This is a genomic window from Pseudoalteromonas sp. CuT4-3 (genome assembly GCF_035666335.1).
GTDB classification, from domain to species: Bacteria; Pseudomonadota; Gammaproteobacteria; order Enterobacterales; family Alteromonadaceae; genus Pseudoalteromonas; species Pseudoalteromonas atlantica.
The window spans coordinates 335,036-357,677 of sequence record NZ_CP142030.1 but is presented as its reverse complement, the minus strand read 5'-3'; the positions used below and the strand labels follow the sequence as shown (position 1 = coordinate 357,677).

The following is a 22,642-nucleotide window of genomic DNA, read 5'->3' as shown; positions in this document are numbered from 1 at the left end:
AACTGCTTTATACATATACCCGTTTGAGGGCGCGCTAGGTATGGCAAAAAAAATAATAAACATAAATGAGCATAAAGTGTGAATAGTAAAAAAGCGCTTAGAGGAGCCATTTAGCTTTAAAGGGCAATCTAATGAGGAAGAAAAAGCAGCCTGCTTAAAACAAGCAGGCCGATATAGCAAACTGGGGAGAAGCTATCAATTTGTTGCACCTTTTCAGATGCATCATCAACAGGATGTCCTACAGGATGAGGACGCGCGCACTTTAGCAAAAGCGCGCATAAAAATACAATGGTATTCCGCCAAAATAGTTCGAATTGACGAACATATAACTATTTAATACAAATAGTTGCTTAAATTAACCTACTTTTAACTAAACTTTGTTTACGCGTAGAAATACTTATATCGATTCGCTTAATTGAGTGAGTTATTTAGAGGCAATAAAAAAGCGCCTTGCGGCGCTTTTAAAATGTAAGCATGTTTTAGGTTAGTGGGCTTGTTCCCAGTTTTCACCTTCGTCAGCTTCTACAATTAAAGGGACATCTAAGCTAGCCGCTTGCGACATTAGCTCACAAATCTGCTTTGTGTATGCTTGCGCACAATCGGTTTTAATCTCAAACACCAATTCATCGTGTACTTGCATTAGTAACTTAATGGTATTGGGAGCTTGTTGATTAACCCAGCTATGCACGCTCAGCATTGCTTTTTTAATAATATCAGCGGCTGTGCCTTGCATTGGTGCATTGATTGCTGCACGTTCGGCGCCTTTACGGCGAGCTCCATTACGTGCATTAATTTCGGGTAAGTGTAATCGACGCCCAAAAATAGTTTCTACGTACCCGTTCTCGGCCGCTTTTTCGCGGGTTGTTTCCATGTACTCAAGTACCCCAGGGAAACGCTCAAAGTATTTATCTATGTAGTGCTGCGCTTCGTGGCGTGGCACATCAAGCTGACGCGCTAAACCAAAGGCTGACATGCCGTAAATTAATCCAAAGTTTACTGCTTTAGCTTTACGACGCATATCTGTGGTTACATCCTCTAGCTCAACTCCAAATACCTCAGCAGCGGTTGCACTGTGTACATCTAACCCATTAGCAAAGGCATTTAGTAGCCCTTTGTCTTGCGATAAATGCGCCATAATACGCAGCTCAATTTGACTGTAATCGGCAGCCACAATTTTATAGCCTTGTGCCGCTACAAATGCCTCACGTATACGGCGTCCTTCTTCAGAACGAATTGGGATATTTTGTAAGTTAGGATCGGTAGAACTCAAACGCCCTGTGGCCGTAACAGCTTGATGATAAGAAGTATGCACGCGCTGTGTTTTCTCATTAACCATCAATGGTAATTTATCGGTATAGGTTGATTTAAGCTTAGATAAACCACGGTGCTCAATAATCACCTTAGGTAGTGGGTAGTCATGGGCAAGTTCTTGTAGCACTTCTTCAGCCGTTGAAGGTGCACCTTTAGGTGTTTTTTTAATGACTGGCAGCTCAAGTTTTTCAAATAAAAGTACTTGCAGCTGCTTTGGCGAGCTTAGGTTAAATGGTTCGCCAGCTATCTCAAACGCTTCTTTTTCAAGTTCAAGTAAACGCTCGCCTAAACGCTGGCTGTGCGCCGCCAGCATGTTGCTATCAATTGCTACGCCGGTGCGTTCAATATCAGAAATAACATTCACTAATGGCATTTCTATTGTTTCAAATACTGACTTTAACTTCTCATCAGCTTCTAATTTTGGCCAAAGTACTTGGTGTAAACGCAGTGTAATATCGGCATCTTCTGCTGCATAAGGCGCAGCTTGCTCAAGCTCAATTTGATTAAAGGTAAGCTGCTTTTTCCCTTTGCCGGCTATATCTTCAAAGCTAATGTTTTTATGGCCTAAGTATTTAAGCGCTAATGAATCCATGTCATGGCGAGTGCCCACGCTATTAAATACGTACGACTCAAGCATAGTATCAAACTTAATGCCATTGAGCTCATAGCCTGCATTAACCAGTACGCTCTTGTCGTATTTTAGGTTTTGCCCTACTTTAGCTTTGTTAGCATCGGCGAGGATTGGCCCAAGCTTTTGCATTACATATTCAAGGCTTAATTGCTCTGGTGCACCCGGGTAATCGTGTGCAATTGGTAAGTAAGCAGCTTCGCCTGCTTTTACAGCAAAGCTCATACCTACTAACTGCGCTTGCATGTAATCAAGGCTGGTTGTTTCGGTATCAAAGGCAAATAACTCAGCGCTATTTAGCTGCTCAATAAGCGTATCAAATTGTGATTCGGTTAAGATAGTTTCGTAATGTGCATCTTCTACTTTTGGCAGTTCATTTGCCTCAGTAGGGAGCGCTTTTTCTGCATCTTTTGGGTTATCAAGCAGCTCAGCTAACCAACGGCGGAACTCACACTCACCATACAGTGCAATAAGCTCATCTTTATTTGGCTCTTGTACTTTAAAGGTATCTAGGTCTGACTCTACCTCAACATCACATTTAATGGTGGCAAGCTCATAACTAAGTGGTAAATGATCAAGGGCGTTTGCAAGCTTCTCACCAATCTTGCCTTTAATATCGCCGGCATTATCAATTACACCTTGAAGCGATCCATATTTTTGTAACCATTTAACAGCTGTTTTAGGTCCACAGCCTTCAACACCAGGGATGTTGTCAACCTTATCACCCATTAGCGCTAAATAGTCGATGATTAGCTCTGGACCCACACCAAATTTTTCAACAACGGTTTGAGGATCTGAAATGCTGTCGGTCATGGTATTGATTAGCGTAACATGCTCATTAACTAGCTGAGCCATGTCTTTATCGCCTGTAGAAACCAATACATGGCGCTTTTGCTCAGTTGCTATTCGCGAAAACGTACCAATAACATCGTCGGCTTCAACCCCTTCAATACTAATTAGCGGAAAGCCCATCGCTTTAATAATACTGTGCAGTGGCGCTATTTGCGTTCGTAAATTGTCAGGCATAGGCGGACGGTTAGCTTTATACTCGCTATACATGTCGTTTCTGAACGTTTTGCCTTTGGCGTCAAACACCACCACCATGTGGCTCGGATCATATTGTTTGATCAAACTTTTAAGCATGTTTACCACGCCATAAATAGCGCCAGTTGCTTCACCTTTAGAGTTGGTTAAATGCGGTGGAGAATGATAAGCACGAAATAAATATGAAGAGCCATCAACTAAAATTAGCGGGTTTTCGGGGATCTGAGCCATGGTGAATTTGGATCCTAAATACAAAAAAGTAATATTATTACAAGCATGCCATAAGGTTGTGAATAAAACGACAGTGAATTACGCTTAGTAGCCATAATTATTGCGGAGCAACCTGTGGATAACTTTGTAGATAACAGCCACGAGCTATTCCTCCAATGCATAATAAAATGCTTAGAAAAATAAATAACTGCTTGTTTTGTTTAAAAAAGATAATACGAGGTTCTTTTTTTTATTATTTTAAAACCAATGTGGAAAAAGGTTTTCTAACTGATACATCCGCTGTTAGTCACTTTAGTTATTTGTATCCATTTAAATAACAGGAGGAGTATTCTAGCATAATGGATCAAAGATCATAGCGATCCTTTATAATTTTTTTTATGAGCGCACAGGCAAAAATGACATAAACCGCAATACAACTTGCACTGCGAATACTTTTTAAACTAAAAAATTATTTTAGTGTGTGTTTTGGCCCGTGTTAAACTTCATCCAAACGACTTATTTAAAATACTTAAGGAGCACAAAAGCATGAAAAAGATAGCTGTAATATTAGCCGGCTGTGGTGTGTACGATGGCAGTGAAATAAACGAAGCAGTATTAACACTGCTGCACATAGCTAAAAACGGTGCTGCATATCAATGTTTTGCTCCTGATATAGAACAACTTCACACCATTAATCACCTCACCGGTGAAGAAATGCCAAGCAACCGTAATGTACTCACTGAGGCAGCACGCATTGCCCGTGGTGATATAAAATCATTAAGCGAATTAAAGGCATCTGAATTTGATGCGTTAATAGTACCAGGGGGATTTGGCGCCGCTAAAAACTTATGTGATTTTGCCGTTAAAGGCGCTGATGCGCAGATAAACGACCTAGTATTAGAGGCCTGTAAACAATTTGCTAATGCACAAAAAGCCGCTGGCTACATGTGTATTGCGCCGGCTTTAATTCCGTTTATATATCCCAAGGCTACTTTAACCATAGGTAATGATGAACAGACCGCAAGCGCTTTAACCCAGCTAGGCTCTACTCACACAGCCTGTGCGGTTGATGATATTGTGATTGATGAGGACAATAAACTCGTTACCACCCCTGCTTATATGCTGGCGCAGTCTATTTTAGATGCCGATGCGGGGATCGAAAAATTGGTTAAAAGCGTACTAGCATTAGCTTAAATAGTGATTTACTAAGCCACCGATTATAAATGTTTGTTAACTGAAACATGCAATTTTATTGCGTTAACGCAAAAATTAGCCAGTTTTATCGATAAAAACACCAGTGGGCGTTTTATAAATTGTTACACAAAGGTATAATCGGTTTAATTTCCGTCATCTATAATCGTGATTGATCACGTTCAAATCGAAGTGAGCAAGGCAAAATGAAAAAACTATCAGCTGCAGCATTATTAGTGCTAGCAACCACCGCATACGCACAGCCATATGATAACTCTATGACTGAAGATGCGATTAAAAAACGTTTAGCACCAGTTGGCGCTGTTTATCTTGAAGGCGAGAAAGCTGCTGCAGCCGCAGCTCCTACTGGCCCTCGCTCTGGTGAGCAAGTGTACCAAGGCGCATGTTTTGCCTGTCACGGTACTGGCGCACTAGGTGCACCTAAATCAGCTGATGACTGGGCACCGCGTATCGCTAAAGGTAAAGATGTACTGCTTGATCACGCTATCAACGGTTTTAATGCGATGCCGCCAAAAGGAACATGTATGGATTGTTCTGATGATGAGATTAGCGCAGCTATTGATTTCATGACATCTAAATAACCATAAACCCGATAAGGCTGACTTAAGTTAATTAGGAAAGCCTTTCTGTACCACTTTTAGTGTTTTAATAGCAAGTTTTAGTGTGATAGTCACTTGACGATAGACCTGAACAATGAAATCATATGGCTAATAAACATACAATAATAACTATCGGCTACTATCATTGGAAGATAAACGAACTGAACCGAGTAAATTAGAGCACCAAAATAAGAAACTTAGAGCACTACTTGAAAAGTACAGACAATCCCACCACTTACAAAATGCCCTGATACAACTATCAGAGCAAGCTAGTACTGTGGCTGAATTAATACTTTTATACCCAGCCATCCACGATATTTTACAAAAGTACGTACCCAGTAAAAGCTTCTATGTTGTACTATTAAACGAATATAGCAATTCACTTGAACTATCTTATTTTGCAGATGAGAAAGATGGTATTTCGGTACCGCTTCATCAAGCAAATAGTTTCGATGAAGGTGCAACGGGCTATGTATTTAAGGAAGGTAAAACAACGTATTTTACTAAGCAACAAATGCGAGACGCCGCAGACCGAGGCTTATTCAAAGCGCTGGGCACGCCAGCAGAGCATTGGGTGGGCGTACCAGTTTACCAAGGTGAGCATATTATTGGTGTACTTGCTGCGCAAAGCTATGATACTGAAAAATACTACAGCTCTCAGCAAATTCAGCTTTTAGAGGTCATGTCACTTTATTTAGCCACTGCTATAGAGCGAGTAAAGAAACGTGAACTTCTTGAATCTGAAGTTAAAATTCGTACACGTGCACTTACTCAAAGCAACGAAGCGCTCAACATAGAAGTTGAGCAGCGTAAACGTGCTTCTCAACGACAGCAGATCCTATTTAAGATTTCAGAAATAGCCACACAGGCAAAAAATCTTAATGATGCTTATTTAAAAATTCATCAAATAATTAGAACGATTACATATGCTGATAATCTGTATATCGCTCTTTATAATAAGAAAACTGGGTGGATAGACTTCCCATATTACGCCGACGAATTTAGATCAGAGGCAAAGCCTAGGCGTTTTGCAAAAGGGTATAGTGAATTAGTAATTAGTACTGAGCGAACTCAGCTTATTAACCCAAGCAGAGCGAGAGAGTTACTAAAAAAGGGTGTAGTACAACGCTCTACACCTGTACCTAAAGAGCAAATGGCCACCAGCTGGCTAGGTGCGCCGCTTAAAACATCGCAAGGGGTTATCGGCTTAATAGTATGCCAAGCGTATAATAACAATCATATTTTTAGCAACGATGACTGCGAGCTTATTACGTTTGTATCACACCAAATTGCCACGGTTTTACAAACAAAATTAGCCACTCAAGCACTTAAATCTAGCCACCAAGAGTTAGAGTATCGAGTTAACGAAAAAACAAAAGCGCTGCAGCAAGCTAACCTACATTTACAAATGCAAATTGATGAGCGTAAAAAAGTAGAGCAACAGCTTTATCATGATGCGCATCACGACTCATTAACAGGCCTGCCTAACCGCAGCTTGTTTTTAACCCAGCTAGAAAAAACACTGCAGCATTACCATCGTTTTCCTGATCATCACTTTGCTGTGTTATTTATTGATTTAGATAAGTTTAAAGATATAAACGATCAACTAGGTCACCATGCCGGCGATCAATTTTTAATAAGTGTGGCTGATTTATTTTCGCATTGTATTCGCGAACACGATTTACTCGCTCGCCTTGGTGGTGATGAATTTGTAATTTTGCTTACCCACTTAACAGAGCTACAACAAGCAGAAGATGTAGCTGATCGCATTATTAATATAATGAAAAAGCCATTTTGCAGCAAAGGTACCTGCATTCAAAGTGGTGCAAGTATTGGTATAACGTACTCAAATTCAAGTTATCAGCATACCGATGAAATTATTCGCGATGCCGATGCTGCTATGTATTACGCTAAAAATGCAGGGCGCGACCGCTATGAGCTGTTCCACCCACTATTAACACAAACACTAACAAGTGCAGAATCTCCAGCACAGCACCATCTTGATTCACTCCCGATGAGCTTTAGAAGTGCAGATATTATAAACCTTGATGAACAACAGCAATCAGAATCACTATTTGAAGCCTTTGGTGAACACCCTGTATTAGGCTATACCAGTTTTGAAGTACTGAAAAAGTTTGCAACCGATAAAGAGCAGCACCTCCAAGTTGAATTAGAACTATTACAACACGCCTATTCCCATGCCTTAGCGGCAAATGTAGCCATGGTGTTATTGCCATGCTCAGGGCTACTTTTAGAAGCGCTTGAATTTAATTTATTTACTGAGGTATTAAGTAAGCTGCAAGGGCAAAGCCAACTGTGTTTATTGTTTGACGACCAAGAAATACGTTACGCCTGTGCAACTCAGCTAGAAAATCTTAAAAAGCTCTCGCAGCTTGGCTACAGCATTGGCTTAAATAACTTTGCAAAAGACCGCTGTGAGCTAAATGCACTGACCGACATTACCTTCGATTATGTACTACTTAGCTCAACCTTTAGTAAACGCGTACTGCAACAAGAAAGCTTTAACTTGCAATTACAAGGTGTACTGGCAATCACTCAGCTAAAAGGCATAAAAGTTATTGCCAAAGGCCCTTCTATACTCAACTTTAGAGCCTTGCTAGATAAATACGGACTAAACTTATTTGTTGCTAAGCAGCAAGGCTTATCGGAGCCAGTAGCGGCTAATAACAACGCCGCGCAGTCTATTAACTAGGTTTTTTCAGCATCGCCCTTAAGTTAGCGACCCGTGCTTGGCCTTTTTCCATGCGCTCAGCTTGCGAGCTTGGGGCTTTTTTGTTTTCAAACGCTAGGTCATCTTGCGGTAACTCTTGCACAAAGCGGCTTAGCTCTGTTTGTGAGGTTTCGCCAAACTGACGACGTATTTTTGCATACGTTAGTGTCAGCTCTTGCTGGGCCCGTGTGATCCCTACGTATGCTAAACGGCGCTCTTCATCTACGTTTTCTTCGTCAATACTTACTTGGTGTGGCAATAACCCCTCTTCCATCCCAACCATAAATACGTACGGGTATTCTAAGCCTTTAGATGCATGCAAAGTAAGTAACTGTACCGCATCAGACTCATCTTCTTCCTCGTTACGCTCTAGCATATCGCGAAGCGTTAATTTACTGACCACTTCAGGTAAGGTCATCGGTTCGTTATCGGCATCTCCGGTGAGCATATCGGTGATCCAACGATACAGCTCAGAGACGTTTTTCATGCGCATTTCTGCCGCTTTGGCACTTGGCGATGACTCATATAAATACGCTTCGTAGTTAATATTACGTACCAAGTCTTTTACCGCTTCGAGCGTATCGCTACGCACTGCATTATCTGAAAGCTCAACAACCCAACGTGCAAACCCCGAAAGCGCATTTAAGCCACGCCCTTTAAGGCGGTAGCCTAGGTCGTTATCAAAACAGGTGGCAAATAAGCTTTGGTGCTTTTCGTTTGCAAGTGTGCCTAGCTTTTCAAGTGTAACGGTGCCTATTTCACGGCGCGGCGTATTAACAATGCGTAAAAAAGCATTATCGTCGTCTTGGTTAACCAACAAGCGTAAATACGCCATAATATCTTTAATTTCTGAACGCGAAAAAAACGACATTCCGCCACTAATTTTATAGGGAATGCGGTTACTCATTAATGATTTTTCAAAACCGCGCGCCTGGTGATTACCGCGATACAAAATAGCGTAATCTTTATAGCTGGTGCGCTTCATAAATTTATGAGAAATTATTTCAGCAACAACTCGCTCGCACTCATGCTCTTCATCCCTACAGCCAATCACTTTAATCGGCTCACCGTAACCAAGTTCACTAAATAGCTTTTTTTCGATATCGTGCGGGTTATTGGCAATTAAAATATTTGCTGCTTTTAGAATGCGCTGGGCACTGCGGTAGTTTTGCTCAAGCTTTATGAGCCTAAGGCCGGGGTAATCTTTACTTAACAGTACCAAGTTTTGGGGGCGGGCTCCGCGCCATGAATAAATAGATTGGTCATCATCCCCTACCACAGTAAAACGCGCTCGCTCGCCTACTAATAACTTAACAAGCTGGTACTGGCTGGTATTGGTATCTTGGTATTCATCCACCAGCAAATACCTAAATCGTTGCTGCCAACGCTCTCGTGAGGTGGCATTACTACTCAGTAATAAGGTGGGGATCATTATTAAATCGTCAAAATCCAGTGCGTTATATGCTCGCAGCTGATTTTGATAACGCGCGTAAAGCTGCGCAAATAACGCCTTTTGCGCATCACGTGCTTCGCGTATGGCTTGCTCTGGCAAGATTAATTCGTTTTTCCAGCTGCCTATTTGCATTTTTAATAGATTAAGTAGGTCTTTGTCTTTTTTAAGTTCGTCTTCGGTTAAATCACCTAACAGCTGGTTAGTATCTTGGTCATCAAACAGCGAAAAACCTTCTTTAAAGCCAAGCGTTTTGAGCTCTTTTTTAATTATTTCAAGCCCTAGGGTATGAAAGGTTGATACCCACAGCCCTTTCGCTTCTTGCTTATTAAGCGTTTGTAATACACGCTCGCGCATCTCTTTGGCCGCTTTATTCGTAAACGTTACCGCAGCAATATTACGTGCTTTGTACTCGCACTTTTGCACCAAATAAGCAATTTTGTTAGTGATTACGCGCGTTTTACCTGAGCCTGCACCCGCGAGTACTAAACACGGACCACTAATATATTTTACTGCTTCATCTTGTTTTGGATTGAGTTTCATAACGACCATGGAGTTTTAAAAGGCAGCTAATTTTACCGTAACCACAGATACAGGCATAGCCATTAGATTAATTAATTCCATTGTGGTGATCATGTATTAAATACCTTAGGTATAAGGTAATATTAGTCATTATCATTTTAGGGCAACAGCAAGGGACGATTATGATCAATCCAGCAAAACTTGAAGAAATTGCTAAGCAAATCACCAACAACATGCCGCAAGGTGTAAAAAACCTAGCAGATACACTGGAAGGTAAAACCAAACAAGTTTTACAAAATAAGCTGGCTGAAATGGACTTTGTTAGCCGCGAAGAATTTGATGTGCAAAGCCAAGTACTTATTCGTACTCGTGAAAAACTCACTGAGCTTGAAGCAAAAGTTGTGTTACTAGAGCAACAACTAAATGCTAAAAATAACGCCGAGTAGCACGTATTTACGTATGTATACTCAGCCACAAAAAAAGCAGCTAAGGCTGCTTTTTTTGCTTTTAGTTTTAACTAAAAGCCCACTATGTATCAAAAAGTGCCTCTAATACATAGTATTGCAGTGATTGTTGCTGCGCTAAACTTACAGCGCACATTTTTAGCGCCACTTGCTTACCCGTAATGGGTTTATAACGTTTTAAAAAAGGAAGTTGAGTAATAACAGGTAACACAAATGCGCCTATTTGCTCAGCTATTCGTGTATCGTTTCGCTCACCAATCAATAAAGACGGCTGGAATATACTTACTTTTGCAAAGCCCAGCGTTTTTATGTGCTGCTCAAGCTCGCCTTTCATTTTTAAGTAAGGGCTGATACTGTGCGCATTAGCGCCGCTTGATGACACTAAGCAGTAATGGCTCACTGCATTGTTTGCCGCCATTTGCGCCGCAATAAACTGATAATCAAAATCAACTTTACGCTGCGCCGCTGTTGAGCCAGCCTGCTTTTTAGTAGTGCCCAAACACGAAAAAAACACATCCCCTTTAAATAACGCGCAGTAGTTAGTTAAACAATCAAAATCAATAACCTGATTAGTGAGCTTAGTATGTTCAACGTCCAGCTTACGGCGAGTTATAGCAATCACATGGCCAAACGCAGGGCTTTGCAGTAAAAGCGTTAATAGCTCACTCCCCACAACCCCTGTTGCCCCTATGATTATTGCCGTTTTAGTCATTGTTTAAATTACTCGCAACCGTCTTTAGCGAGTACATGTGCAACGGCTTTTTTATACACATCGCCTTCTTCATCGGCGCAGGTTACAACCGATGATAAGTCGTGCAAGTGGCCGTTCTCTAATCCATATACCCAACCATGAATCGTTAGCTCTTGGCCTTTATCCCATGCATCTTGAACTATGTTTGTTCTGCACACGTTGCGTACTTGCTCAATAACGTTTAGCTCAATCAAGCGGCTTAAACGCTGTTGTTCATCCATTGCATTAAGCTGCTCTAAGTGTTTTTCTTTTACATCGCCAACATGGCGTAACCAGTTATCAATAAAACCAAATTTGGCGTTATTTAATACCGCTTGAACACCACCACAGCCATAGTGGCCAACCACCATAATATGTTTTACTTTAAGCACCTCTACCGCGTATTGCATTACCGATAAACAGTTATGGTCAGTATGTACTACCACATTAGCTACATTACGGTGTACAAATAATTCACCCGGCAGTAAATCAACAATTTGGTTGGCAGGAACACGCGAGTCTGAACAGCCAATCCACAAGTACTCTGGGTTTTGTTGCATTGATAATATTTTAAAAAACTCAGGGTTGGCTTCGGTTGTACGTGCAGCCCAACGTTTGTTGTTTTCGAATAAATTTTTTAGCTTTCTCATTGCATCTCTTATTTAGGACGGGATAGAAATTACACCCCAGAAAAGACAAATAATGAGCGCCTTTTTAGTTGGTGTTTGCAAGAATTAAAATATTGCGAGGAGTTAATTGTTTCTCACAAAAGGTGGTAACTGAAACGTGATAACCTTGCTGTTGCAAATATAAAGCACGATCGAGCACAAGCCAAACTTCTATTGCTCTTCTAAACACATGTCGAACCAGTTCGATTCGCTCTGTTACTTTTTTACGCGCCTTACCAATTAACAAAAACTTATCGTAATCAGTATCTTGAGGGATACTTATAGACTTTTTATCCCCCGCCCAAGCACAAAACTGTGCAAACGTATCAGAAAACACGGCTTTGTTAACGGAAGGCACACTCACGTAATATTGTTCATGAGTGAGTGACTTTCGAAGTGCGTCAAACCCTAAGCGCCATTCCACCTCAGTTTTTCGTATTTTAGCTACACGTGAAGGGGCTGTAACTGTTTCTTGCAGCGCCAGTTTTAGATCGCGGTGCGTTAAATTAAGCTTACTAGCAAGAGCAAGCTCACTCATTGCCTGATAACGACTATCGGTAAATAAGTGATAACAGCACGGCGAAAAACTAATACGTTTTACCCTAGCGGCGCTGGCGTGCTGCATAAATGTTTGGTGCAATGCGCCACATGCATGCAGTGCAACCGCATGTGTGTCGGTATTAAAAAAATGGCGTGTTTCATCTTCAAGCACATTAGCTTGGCTAAATTTCATCGCCAAACCTTGCTTGCGTGCACTGTTCTCTCCTTGCTCGCAAAGGTGCCCTTGTAGCTCAACACTGTGTACGCTTTGCGCGCCGTTATAAGCAAGCATTCGGCCTAAATGCCCTTTACCTGCGCACCATTCAAGTACAGGCTGTGTGTTACTCGTTAATGCTGAAACAAAGTCTTGCAGTTGCTCAAACTTACGCCCTTTAATACCGTTACTTATCCAAAACGGGTATTCACTACGTTGCTGCTGGCTTTTTGGTAAATTACACAGCTCAGGTAGCTGCTCTACCCCAGCAATAAACGGGCTAAAAAATTGATAAAGCTGTTGCTGATCGTTATCAAGCCTTGCGACATCTTCATCTGATAAGTTATTTAACGCCGCTTGTAGCTCAGGCCACGGTAATTCATCAAAATCAAATGCTGTACATTGCCAATATTCGCGGGTATTCATTAGCACTGCATCGAGTGCTGCAAACTGCTCAGCTAGGTTCATAACAACTTAAAATAGTAAAAAGACGTTTAATTATACCAGTTGCGCAGAGCAGCATTAAGCGGTTATTTTTTTCCAAGTATTAAACGCAAATAAAGAGGGATCGAAATAATACTCACAATAAAGGCGGCTATTAGCATCCACGACAGTTGTAATCGCTCTGGCTCTTGGTATTTATAAACAAACCCAGCTTTGTGCTCGTCAAATTGCGTTTGCTTAATGCCATAATAATCTGCAATTAAGCGCCACTTGGCCATCGACATATTCCCTAAATGGGTCGTAGGCGGCATTATGTAGTCTTTCAATACTTCGGCTTCATAAGCTAGCTGATGAAAACTTTTGTTTGGCGCATACACTTGCTGAGTAATTGCTATGGCTTCATCCATATTCATCATCGCATAGCGCCAACCTTTTAAGCTCGCTTGGTAAAACTTTTCGACCGTTTGCGGGTGCTTTTTAAGCATTGATTCGCTGGTAAATAGCACATCACCATACACATCCATACCATAGCGCTGTGGGCATATAAGGCGGTGCGATACCCCTTGCTGAGTCATAAAGTAAGGCTGAGTGGTGACATACACTTGCATTGCATCAAGTTTGTTTTCTTGCCACGCTTGTAGCGCGGGCTCATCGCCTTCGTATACCTCTAAAGTAGCAATATCAATACCGCTGCGTTTAAGCATAACTAGCAGCTCGGTACTGTCTTTTTTACTCACTTCGGTAATACGTTTAGCGGTAAAATCGCGGGGGTGAAAAATATCAGAGCTGTCTTTTACCATCCAACAGTAAGGAGAAAACTGTAAAATAGCCGCCATTGCTACAAACGGTTGGCCGTTTACTCTTTGTTGTAAAATACCCGAATGCGCTACGCCAAATTGGGCTTCTCCACTTGCTACAGGCGTGAAAGTGTCAGGCATTTTAGGATTGGCTTCGCGTATGGTTACATCAAGTCCGGCGTCTTTGTAGTAGCCTTTTTGCTGAGCCATATAATAGCCGGCGAACTGAAACTGGTGGGTCCATTTTAGTTGTAAAGTGACTGATTCTTGAGCCATTAGTTGGCTGCAAAAAAGCAAAATTACAAATATTAATCCTTTAATAAGCAACTGGGTGTTCCAAATAGTAGTCATTAGCTGTAACTATATTTAAAACACACGATAAAGCAAGCATGCAAACGTGCATACTTGCTTATAAAAACCCTAAGCTGAGGCTAAATTGTCAACGTTTGGGCTTTGTGGCTGAGAGGTTAAAAACTGCGTAAAACACGGGTTATGTGTTTCATCTTGTACACTGTAACCTAAGCGGTTTAAGTGCTCGTTAAACATATCAAATTGGCTTGGCTCAATAGCAAAGCCCGCCAGTACATTTCCGATAGACCCCCCATGATTGCGATAATGGAATAAAGTAATATTCCAATTGCTACCTAAGGTATCTAAAAAGCGCGCAAGGGCTCCTGGGTATTCCGGAAATTCAAACCGTAATAACCTTTCGTGTAACTGCTCCGGTGCTTTACCTCCTACCATATAACGTACGTGTAATTTAGCGAGTTCGTTATCTGATAAATCGCAAAATTGGTAGTCGTTGTTAGTTAGGTCTTGTTTTAGCTCGTTGAGTTCTTGCTCACCCTGGCGCAGGGCAATACCTACAAATATTTGCGCTTCACCTGGGCCTGCATAACGGTAGTTAAACTCAGTAATAGCCCGGCCACCTAAAGAGGTGCAAAACTGCTTAAAGCTGCCTTTTTCTTCTTTAATGGTCACCGCAAGTAGTGCTTCGTTTTTTTCACCTAGCGCAGTACGCTCAGCCACATAACGTAAGCGGTCAAAATTTAAGTTAGCACCCGAAAGCACCGCTGCTAAATGCAGCCCTTTTAAGCCCGATTGCTGGCTCCACTTTTTAAGCCCTGCGGTTGCAAGTGCACCTGAGGGCTCTGAAATTGCGCGCGTAGAGACAAAAATATCTTGCATAGCGGCACAAATTTCATCGCCACTAACAGTTACAACTTCATCGCAAAATTTTTGCGCTAAGCGAAATGTTTCACTGCCAATAATTTTAACCGCTACGCCATCGGCAAAACTGCCAACACGGTCAAGCTCAACAGGCTCGCCCGCTTTAAGCGCGGCTTGTAAACATGCACTTTCGTCAGCTTCTACGCCAATGACTTTTATATCGGGGCGTAATGATTTGATATAAACCGCCATACCAGCAAGTAAACCACCACCGCCAACAGGGATAAATACCGCATCAAGCTCGTTGAGTTGCTGCATAAGCTCGCGAGCCACTGTGCCTTGCCCCACAATTACATCAGGGTCATCAAAAGGCGGTACAAATACGCCATTGCGTTGCTCTGTTAGTTCAAGTGCATGTGCTTTTGCAGCATCAAAATGATGGCCATGTAAAACCACTTCACCGCCCAGCGCACGTACCGCACTTACTTTTATTTCAGGCGTGGTAACTGGCATAACAATAGTGGCTTTATGGCCAAGATGTGAAGCACTAAGCGCCACACCTTGTGCATGGTTACCCGCAGATGCCGTAATAACAACAGACCCTTTTGGTAACTTGTTTAATTTATTATAAGCACCGCGTAACTTAAACGAATACACGGGCTGTTGATCTTCACGCTTTAACCAAACATGGTTGCCTAATTTATCACTGAGGTCGCGCATTTCGCTGACCTCAGTCACTTTAGCTAGCGGTTCCATATTGGCCTGAATAATAGCGCGAAAATAATCGAGCTCTTGAGAAACCATAATTAGCTAAGCTCCTCCAGTTTGGCTAAATCACGTACTGCGCCCTTATCGGCACTGGTTGCAAGTAGTGCATAGGCTTTTAATGCCGACGAAACATAACGCTCACGGTCAAGGGGCTTATACGCCTGTTTACCACGCGCTAATTGCTTTTGTTTACGCGCTTCAAACTCTTCCTCGCTTAATGCAAGCGTGATCTCACGCGTTGCAATATCAATAATAATTTTGTCGCCATTTTCAACGTACGCAATAGCACCACCGCTTGCCGCCTCTGGCGATACGTGGCCGATTGATAAACCAGAGGTGCCGCCCGAAAAGCGTCCATCGGTGATCAAGGCACATTTTTCAGCAAGGCCTTTTGATTTTAAGTAGCTCGTTGGGTAAAGCATTTCTTGCATACCTGGGCCGCCTTTAGGGCCTTCGTAGCGAATAACCACAACATCACCGGCTTTTACTTCGTCGTTTAAAATACCTTCTACTGAATCATCTTGTGATTCGTACACCACGGCGGTGCCTTCAAAATGCAGCATTTCGTCAACTACACCTGCACTTTTAACAATACAGCCATCAACCGCTAAGTTTCCTGAAAGCACAGCTAAGCCACCATCTTGTCTAAAGGCATGCTCAACACTACGGATACAACCATGCTCTCGGTCGTTATCGCCTTCATCCCAACGGCACTCTTGGCTCATTGCTTTTGTAGTACGAATACCGGCAGGGCCCGCACGGTAAAACTTTTGTGCTGCTTCGTTTGTAGGATCAGTCGCATCCCACTTTTTAACAAGCTCTCCCATCGTCATACCCGCTACGTGGTTTACCGATAAATCAACTAAACCCGCTTTACCTAGCTCACGTACAATTGCCATCATGCCACCAGCGCGATGCACATCTTCTATGTGGTACTCAGGTGTAGCTGGGGCTACTTTACATAAAAATGGGGTTTTGCGAGATAGCTCATCAATGTGCGACATATCAAAATCTACACCGGCTTCTTGTGCTGCTGCTAATAAATGCAATACGGTATTAGATGAACCACCCATGGCAATATCAACCACCATAGAGTTCATAAAGGCTGTTTTGTTTGCAATTGCACGCGGTAACACGTCGTGGTTGTCTTTTTGGTAGTACTCGCGACACAAGTCAACAATGCGAGCGCCGGCTTCTACATACAGTTGCTTACGATCTTTATGCGTTGCAAGCGTTGTGCCGTTACCCGGTAGTGCAAGGCCAATAGCCTCTAATAAACAGTTCATTGAGTTGGCAGTAAACATACCCGAACACGAGCCACAGGTAGGACACGCAGAGCGCTCTACTTGCTCTGAATCAGCATCACTTACTGTTTCATCAGCGCCTTTTACCATGGCATCAACTAAATCTAGTTTAATATCGATGTTAGCAAGTTTGGTTTTACCCGCTTCCATTGGCCCGCCCGATACAAAAATAACCGGTATATTTAAACGTAGCGCTGCAAGCATCATCCCTGGGGTGATTTTGTCACAGTTAGAAATACAGATCATCGCATCGGCGCAGTGGCCGTTAACCATGTATTCAACAGAGTCTGCAATTAAGTCACGAGAAGGCAGTGAGTAAAGCATACCACCGTGGCCCATTGCGATACCGTCATCAATTGCGATGGTGTTAAATTCTTTTGGTACGCCGCCCGCTTGCGTGATTGTTTCAGCCATTAGCTCACTAAGCTGATTAAGGTGTACGTGCCCTGGTACAAATTGCGTAAACGAGTTAACTACAGCAATAATGGGTTTACCAAAGTCGGTGTCGGTCATGCCTGTTGCGCGCCATAATGCACGTGCGCCTGCGCGTTTACGTCCTTCAGTTGTTGTTGCACTTCTTAATTTAGCCATAGTTACCTCTGTTTTGCCGCTGTGTAAGCGGGCATTCCTCATTCTAAAAATTGTTGAGTTACTGATGGTTATATTCAGTAACGCGTAAATGTGTTTCGTTAGCAGTTACACTGCTTGTTGCTGTAAATTTTCTAAGCTGATTTCTTTCACGTCTACCAACTTATTTAGCTGGCTGGTTAATAGATGAATAGGCTTATCGCTATCGACCGTCATTGCTATCGTATATTGAGCTTCATCTGTATTAAGCTGAAAATGCGTAAGGTCAAAACCACGGTGACGCACAACACGTAAAAAGCGCTCCACCGCAATACTTTGGTTTTTCAATGCAATAGTTAAGCTGTGTTTCATTGTGCTTTCTCCGTAATCATTTCGTCATTTGCAGCCCCTGGTGGTACAAGCGGCCATACGTTTTCTTTATCATCTATACAGGCATGTAAAATATACGGCCCTTCGCTGTTTACCAGTGCAGTGATTGCATCGTCTACTTCGTTGGCTTTAGTAATTGTTTGCCCAGGAATACCAAATACCGCCGCTAACTGAACAAAATCAGGGTTATCTGAAAGATTGGTTTCAGAGTAACGCCCTTCAAAAAACAGTTCCTGCCATTGACGAACCATACCTAAGCGTTGGTTATCTAATATTAGTATTTTTACTGGTAAATTGTTACGACGTATAGTGGCAAGCTCTTGAATGTTCATCATGATTGAGCCATCGCCCGACACCGTTATTACAAAATCGTCTGGGCGTGCTACTTGTGCGCCAATAGCCGCTGGTAAACCAAAGCCCATAGTGCCTGCGCCACCACTACTTAAGTGATTACTTGGGTGGTTAAATTTCATATGTTGCGCCACCCACATTTGGTGCTGGCCTACATCGCAGCACACTACGCCTGTTTTTGGCATACGCTGGCTTAACTGGTTCAATAAATACGGGGCAAATACTTTTTCGCCTGGGTAGTCGTAACGCCATGCGTGTTTTTCGCTCATGAGCTTATTTGTATCGCACCATGCTTTAGGTGTTACAACACACTCAAGTGCGGGTAATGAGGTTTTTAGATCAGCAATTAAGGACGCTTTAGCAGGTTTGCGTTTACCTACTTCGGCCGCGTCAATGTCTAAGTGTATTACTTTTGCTTTGGCTGCAAATTTGGCTAAGTTGCCCGTTACGCGGTCATCAAAGCGCGCGCCTATACATACAAGTACATCACACTCTTGTACTGCTATGTTAGCCGCTTGTGTGCCGTGCATGCCTAACATTCCTAAGTAGTGCTCGTAATCTGGTAACACACTGCCTAGCGCTTTTAATGTTGATACCGCTGGCATTTGTGTTTTGTTTAAAAACTGCATTAACTCATTTTGCGCATCGGCGGCTTGTACGCCACCACCTACATACGCTACTGGCTGCTTTGCTTCAGTTAATAACTGGTTTGCAATGGCTACTTGGTTTAAATCAAGTTGTGGTAAATATTCATCAGCAGCTAACCAAGGTTTAAAAGGTACTTGCGCCATTTGAATATCTTTTGGAATATCTACAAGCACTGGGCCTGGGCGACCACTTTGAGCTAAGTGCATGGCTTCTTGTAATATTTCAGCTAAGTCTTCTGGGCGCTCTACCATGTAGCTATGTTTAGTACACGACAGTGACATACCTAGTACATCGACTTCTTGAAATGCATCTGAGCCAATAGCGGCAGTCGGTACTTGACCTGTAATTGCTAATAATGGCACTGAGTCCATCATTGCATCGGCAAGTGCTGTTATTAAGTTAGTAGCGCCTGGGCCTGAGGTAGCAAAACAAACGCCTAATTTGCCTGTGCTGCGAGCATAACCCACTGCGGCAAAACCAGCGCCTTGCTCATGGCGAGTAAGGTAATGCTTTACAGGCGCGCCATACAGCGCATCGTAAATGGGCATAATAGCTCCGCCAGGGTAGCCAAATACTTCATTTACGCCGTGCTTGGCTAATAAATCGATTGTTAGTTCTGCGCCTGTCATTAATTAATCCTCATTCCTCAGTGACAACCCAATTACATACTTACTTAAAAAACTTATAGCTAATACCAATCCGCAATAATACTTAATTATTTTTAGGGGGCTAAAAGTGTCGCTATCTGCGTTAAAAAATTCTCATTTAGAACAACTAAATAGCGAATTTTTTGCCTAGCTATCAACACGTTTATCTATCCTCAAAATAGATCACTTAATTAAGCGAATTGGTATAAAATCTTTAAAACTTTGTGCTTAAAACTAAAAAGCCCTCCGAACGGTTAGGTGCGGAGGGCTTTTTAATGCTTAAGTTTATAGCACTACGAAGCCCTCGCGGGAATAATCACCACGATAATAATCAGGACTAGGTTAAGTGCATTTGTAAGCATGTAATTAATACCAAAATGTGTTCATTTGTTACGAAGTATTACTCTTCGCTCTGTATATGTATTTGTACCGCGCTGAGGCGAGTAAGTCAACACCAAACTTAATTCAACAAAAGAGCAAAAAGCGACTTTAAACGGATTTTAAATTCACAAAAAAAGGCTTAAATGAAAAATCTATACGTTAATTTGCATCAAGTAAATTCACTAGCCACATAATAGCCATATAGGGCTTGATTAATTTTTGATACATTGTAGTACAAATAACAGCGCAGCACGGTAAATAACTTAAAACTTTGCTAATTAGGCAGGTTTACTCCGCAAGCCCTATTACGCACCACTCAATTACATTCACCCTATTTAAATAAAGTGCCCTAGTGCAACTAAATTCATAAGCGCATTTAAAAGTGTTTAATATAACCAAATAGGTTTATTAAAGCGCTTTAATTTAAGCTAGTATTTAGGCAACTCAATTAGATTTAAGGACAAACCATGCAAGCCCTCTCTCGAATTAGTCAGTTCTTTATACTGGCACTTTTTATAGCAACTAGTTTTAATAGTGTCGCAGCGCCGGCATTATTTAAAGTAGAAAAAAACGGTACTAGCTCTTACTTGTTTGGCACGGTTCACGTAGGCGACGCCAGCATGAAAGGCTTACCAGAAAAAGTAACTAAGGCTATAGATCAAAGCGAGCAAGTTGTTGTTGAAGTAGATATTAGTAAACTCACGCCTTTGCAAATGCAGCAGCGTTCAATGCCCTTTATGATGCTTAAAGATGGCAAAACATTACAAACAGAACTCTCAAAACAAAACTACAATAAGCTTAAAGACTACTTTGCTAAAAAATCGATTGATATAGCTATGTTTAATGGCCTCAAACCTTGGGCTGTAATGGTAACCATGATGCAAATTGAATTTCAAAATGCAGGGTTTTCTGACCAAACAGGTATAGACAAGCAAGTACTTGCTTACGCTAAAAAGCAAAATATCACGATTGGAGAGTTAGAAACGCTAGAGCAGCAACTGCAAATGTTTGATGGCATGGCTTTGCTCAGTAATGAAATGATTGAAGAAACGTTTGAACAGCTTGCCGATATTAATACTTATTTTATTAAGTTAGTAAACGCCTGGAAAAATGGTGATATGGATACGCTGACTGAATACTACAACATGAGTTTTGACGAGAGTAACTACGGTGAAATAAGCGAGCAAGTTATGCTAGTTAATCGTAATAATAAATGGGTGGAGCAATTAGTGCCTCGCTTAACTAACGAAAAGCTGTTTATTGCTGTAGGCGCGCTGCACTTACCAGAGCAACACGGTTTAATTAAACAGTTAACTGATGCAGGCTTTACCATTACTCGCCTATAACGTGGCGTTAAAGGTTGGGCATATTCAGCCCAGCCTTTAATTAAAATCTTCCATTTTTAAGTAATGCTCAATCCCTTTAATTTTGTCTGCCGCATGGTGATTTACATAAATAACGGTGCTGGTATTTGCGGCACAAATTTTCTCTATTAATATTAGTACTCGCTGTCTATTTGCTTCATCAAGCCCCAAACAAGGTTCATCTAAAATAAGTAACGTGGGGTGTTTTACCATAGCACGCACTATTAATAGCATGCGCTGATCGCCGTATGAAAGTTGCGTAAATGAGCTATTTTGTTTATCGCTTAACCCAATCAGCGCTAACCATTGCTTAGCTGTATTTACCTGTGACTTTGTTGGCTTTTGATATAAACCAATGCTGTCGTAAAATCCAGAAATAACCGTATTCAATGCCGATATACTTACTCGATAATCCATATGCAGTGCATTTGATATATAGCCAATATGTTGTTTTATATCCCAAATACTTTCACCACTTCCGCGTTTAAAACCAAATACCTGAATATCATTGCTGTAGCATTGAGGGTTATCGCCAGTGATTAAATTTAATAAGCAGGTTTTACCTGAGCCATTTTTACCACTAAGTTGCCAGTGTTGATGTTTATTAATTTGCCAATTGAGATTTTTAAATACATCAACCCCAGCGTAGCTAACCTTTGCATTACTAAGCTTAATCAATGTATCGGCGGTATACTCTGCACGGCCTTGGGAGTCATCCGGTTGAGGTATTTCTAAAGCGGCATGGGTTAAATGCAGTAGTTTAAGCAAGTCAGCACGCTGCTCTGCGTTTGGATTATTAAGTACATGCTGCAACTGCCCCTGATTTACATAAGCGTAATGAGTAATAAACGGCGGGATTTCATCAAGCCTATTTAACACAAACACAAAGTTAATTGTTGAGCTAACTGTTTCTAATAAAGTGTTTAGCACTTCACACGAATGTTTATCTAAGCCATCATATGGCTCATCTAGTACCACTAAATCAGCATGACTACTTAGCGCATTTATAAGTAGGAGTTTACGGGTTTCGCCGGTAGAGAGATCTCTAAAATGCCTCTCTAAAAGGGCGCTGTAATTAAAGGCATCTATTAGTTTTGTACGTAGCTCATGGTTGTAGCTACTATTTTGAGGGAAGATAAAATCTTTTACTAAGCTGTGATGTTCATGCTCAATTTCATTTTTGATTAACTGCTTTTGCACATCAGATGACACAAGCTGCGTGCTATTAAAGGTACTTTTAAAAGTACCACTTTGCTGCTTAGCTTCACCCGTTAATGCGGCGCTCAATGCCGATTTACCTGCGCCATTAGCGCCTAGTAATAGCCAGTGCTCACCAGCATTCACTTGCCAACTTAAGTCATTAATTGTGTAACGGCTTTTACCATGCCCTTTTAAATAACCACTAAATTGTTCAAATACAATACTTTGCACAATACTGCCTTTACCATAAGCTAAATAAACAACTTAACGTATAGTAAATTGCTTTAG

16 protein-coding genes are annotated in these 22,642 nt (G+C 41.7%); 5 read left to right on the top strand and 11 right to left on the bottom strand.

Going from position 1 to position 22,642, the window contains the following annotated elements:
- Window positions 1-484: 484 nt before the first annotated feature.
- Window positions 485-3,214, bottom strand: coding sequence for a DNA polymerase I (gene polA, locus VOI46_RS01590; protein ID WP_004589307.1), 2,730 nt, complete (start codon window positions 3,212-3,214; stop codon window positions 485-487).
- A 525-nt stretch (window positions 3,215-3,739) separates the two neighbouring features.
- Here polA and elbB point away from each other — a divergent pair.
- From elbB to VOI46_RS01575, 3 genes are all read left to right on the top strand, one after another.
- Window positions 3,740-4,387, top strand: a complete 648-nt coding sequence (gene elbB, locus VOI46_RS01585; RefSeq protein WP_004589306.1) for an isoprenoid biosynthesis glyoxalase ElbB — start codon at window positions 3,740-3,742, stop codon at window positions 4,385-4,387.
- A 203-nt stretch (window positions 4,388-4,590) separates the two neighbouring features.
- Window positions 4,591-4,986, top strand: a complete 396-nt coding sequence (locus VOI46_RS01580) for a cytochrome c5 family protein (protein WP_004589305.1) — start codon at window positions 4,591-4,593, stop codon at window positions 4,984-4,986.
- 163 nt (window positions 4,987-5,149) lie between these two features.
- Window positions 5,150-7,717 carry a diguanylate cyclase gene (locus VOI46_RS01575; RefSeq protein WP_004589304.1) on the top strand — a complete coding sequence of 856 codons (2,568 nt, stop codon included), beginning with the start codon at window positions 5,150-5,152 and terminating at the stop codon, window positions 7,715-7,717.
- Here the strand turns inward: VOI46_RS01575 and rep are convergent.
- Window positions 7,710-9,728, bottom strand: a complete 2,019-nt coding sequence (gene rep, locus VOI46_RS01570) for a DNA helicase Rep (RefSeq protein WP_004589303.1) — start codon at window positions 9,726-9,728, stop codon at window positions 7,710-7,712. The two genes, VOI46_RS01575 and rep, sit on opposite strands and share 8 nt — an antisense overlap.
- 161 nt (window positions 9,729-9,889) lie before the next feature.
- Between rep and VOI46_RS01565 the strand changes: the two genes are divergently transcribed.
- Window positions 9,890-10,153 carry an accessory factor UbiK family protein gene (locus VOI46_RS01565; protein WP_004589302.1) on the top strand — a complete coding sequence of 88 codons (264 nt, stop codon included), beginning with the start codon at window positions 9,890-9,892 and terminating at the stop codon, window positions 10,151-10,153.
- An 82-nt stretch (window positions 10,154-10,235) separates the two neighbouring features.
- Here the strand turns inward: VOI46_RS01565 and VOI46_RS01560 are convergent, their stop codons facing one another.
- The 8 genes from VOI46_RS01560 to ilvG all read right to left on the bottom strand — a co-directional run bounded on the left by VOI46_RS01560 (window position 10,236) and on the right by ilvG (window position 19,391).
- Entirely contained in the window at window positions 10,236-10,883 is a 648-nt protein-coding gene (locus VOI46_RS01560) for an NAD(P)H-binding protein (RefSeq protein WP_004589301.1), read from the bottom strand.
- Window positions 10,884-10,891: 8 nt separating this feature from the next.
- Window positions 10,892-11,551, bottom strand: coding sequence for a carbonate dehydratase (gene can, locus VOI46_RS01555; protein ID WP_004589300.1), 660 nt, complete (start codon window positions 11,549-11,551; stop codon window positions 10,892-10,894).
- Window positions 11,552-11,615: 64 nt separating this feature from the next.
- Window positions 11,616-12,791, bottom strand: a complete 1,176-nt coding sequence (locus tag VOI46_RS01550; RefSeq protein ID WP_004589299.1) for a methyltransferase — start codon at window positions 12,789-12,791, stop codon at window positions 11,616-11,618.
- Window positions 12,792-12,853: 62 nt separating this feature from the next.
- Window positions 12,854-13,840 carry an ABC transporter substrate-binding protein gene (locus VOI46_RS01545; protein WP_039972499.1) on the bottom strand — a complete coding sequence of 329 codons (987 nt, stop codon included), beginning with the start codon at window positions 13,838-13,840 and terminating at the stop codon, window positions 12,854-12,856.
- A gap of 144 nt (window positions 13,841-13,984) precedes the next feature.
- A complete protein-coding gene (ilvA, locus tag VOI46_RS01540) occupies window positions 13,985-15,538 on the bottom strand; it encodes a threonine ammonia-lyase, biosynthetic (RefSeq protein ID WP_004589297.1) in 1,554 nt (517 codons plus the stop codon).
- A gap of 2 nt (window positions 15,539-15,540) precedes the next feature.
- Window positions 15,541-17,397, bottom strand: a complete 1,857-nt coding sequence (ilvD, locus tag VOI46_RS01535) for a dihydroxy-acid dehydratase (RefSeq protein WP_004589296.1) — start codon at window positions 17,395-17,397, stop codon at window positions 15,541-15,543.
- A 105-nt stretch (window positions 17,398-17,502) separates the two neighbouring features.
- The gene (ilvM, locus tag VOI46_RS01530; RefSeq protein WP_004589295.1) at window positions 17,503-17,745 is read right to left on the bottom strand and encodes an acetolactate synthase 2 small subunit; all 243 of its coding nucleotides are present in this window, start codon (window positions 17,743-17,745) and stop codon (window positions 17,503-17,505) included.
- Window positions 17,742-19,391, bottom strand: coding sequence for an acetolactate synthase 2 catalytic subunit (ilvG, locus tag VOI46_RS01525; protein ID WP_004589294.1), 1,650 nt, complete (start codon window positions 19,389-19,391; stop codon window positions 17,742-17,744). Before ilvG ends, ilvM begins: the two co-directional genes overlap by 4 nt.
- A gap of 866 nt (window positions 19,392-20,257) precedes the next feature.
- On the opposite strand from ilvG, the gene VOI46_RS01520 reads away from it, so the two are divergent.
- A complete protein-coding gene (locus VOI46_RS01520) occupies window positions 20,258-21,136 on the top strand; it encodes a TraB/GumN family protein (protein WP_004589293.1) in 879 nt (292 codons plus the stop codon).
- A 36-nt stretch (window positions 21,137-21,172) separates the two neighbouring features.
- Here VOI46_RS01520 and VOI46_RS01515 read toward each other — a convergent pair whose 3' ends face one another.
- Window positions 21,173-22,585, bottom strand: a complete 1,413-nt coding sequence (locus tag VOI46_RS01515) for an ATP-binding cassette domain-containing protein (protein WP_004589292.1) — start codon at window positions 22,583-22,585, stop codon at window positions 21,173-21,175.
- Window positions 22,586-22,642: the final 57 nt, after the last annotated feature.

Bases quoted from the DNA above. Each gene is read 5' to 3' on its own strand.
- polA (WP_004589307.1), bottom strand. From the start codon at position 3,214: ATGGCTCAGATCCCCGAAAACCCGCTAATTTTAGTTGATGGCTCTTCA.
- elbB (WP_004589306.1), top strand. From the start codon at position 3,740: ATGAAAAAGATAGCTGTAATATTAGCCGGCTGTGGTGTGTACGATGGC.
- VOI46_RS01580 (WP_004589305.1), top strand. From the start codon at position 4,591: ATGAAAAAACTATCAGCTGCAGCATTATTAGTGCTAGCAACCACCGCA.
- rep (WP_004589303.1), bottom strand. From the start codon at position 9,728: ATGAAACTCAATCCAAAACAAGATGAAGCAGTAAAATATATTAGTGGT.
- VOI46_RS01565 (WP_004589302.1), top strand. From the start codon at position 9,890: ATGATCAATCCAGCAAAACTTGAAGAAATTGCTAAGCAAATCACCAAC.
- VOI46_RS01560 (WP_004589301.1), bottom strand. From the start codon at position 10,883: ATGACTAAAACGGCAATAATCATAGGGGCAACAGGGGTTGTGGGGAGT.
- can (WP_004589300.1), bottom strand. From the start codon at position 11,551: ATGAGAAAGCTAAAAAATTTATTCGAAAACAACAAACGTTGGGCTGCA.
- VOI46_RS01550 (WP_004589299.1), bottom strand. From the start codon at position 12,791: ATGAACCTAGCTGAGCAGTTTGCAGCACTCGATGCAGTGCTAATGAAT.
- VOI46_RS01545 (WP_039972499.1), bottom strand. From the start codon at position 13,840: ATGGCTCAAGAATCAGTCACTTTACAACTAAAATGGACCCACCAGTTT.
- ilvA (WP_004589297.1), bottom strand. From the start codon at position 15,538: ATGGTTTCTCAAGAGCTCGATTATTTTCGCGCTATTATTCAGGCCAAT.
- ilvD (WP_004589296.1), bottom strand. From the start codon at position 17,397: ATGGCTAAATTAAGAAGTGCAACAACAACTGAAGGACGTAAACGCGCA.
- ilvM (WP_004589295.1), bottom strand. From the start codon at position 17,745: ATGAAACACAGCTTAACTATTGCATTGAAAAACCAAAGTATTGCGGTG.
- ilvG (WP_004589294.1), bottom strand. From the start codon at position 19,391: ATGACAGGCGCAGAACTAACAATCGATTTATTAGCCAAGCACGGCGTA.
- VOI46_RS01520 (WP_004589293.1), top strand. From the start codon at position 20,258: ATGCAAGCCCTCTCTCGAATTAGTCAGTTCTTTATACTGGCACTTTTT.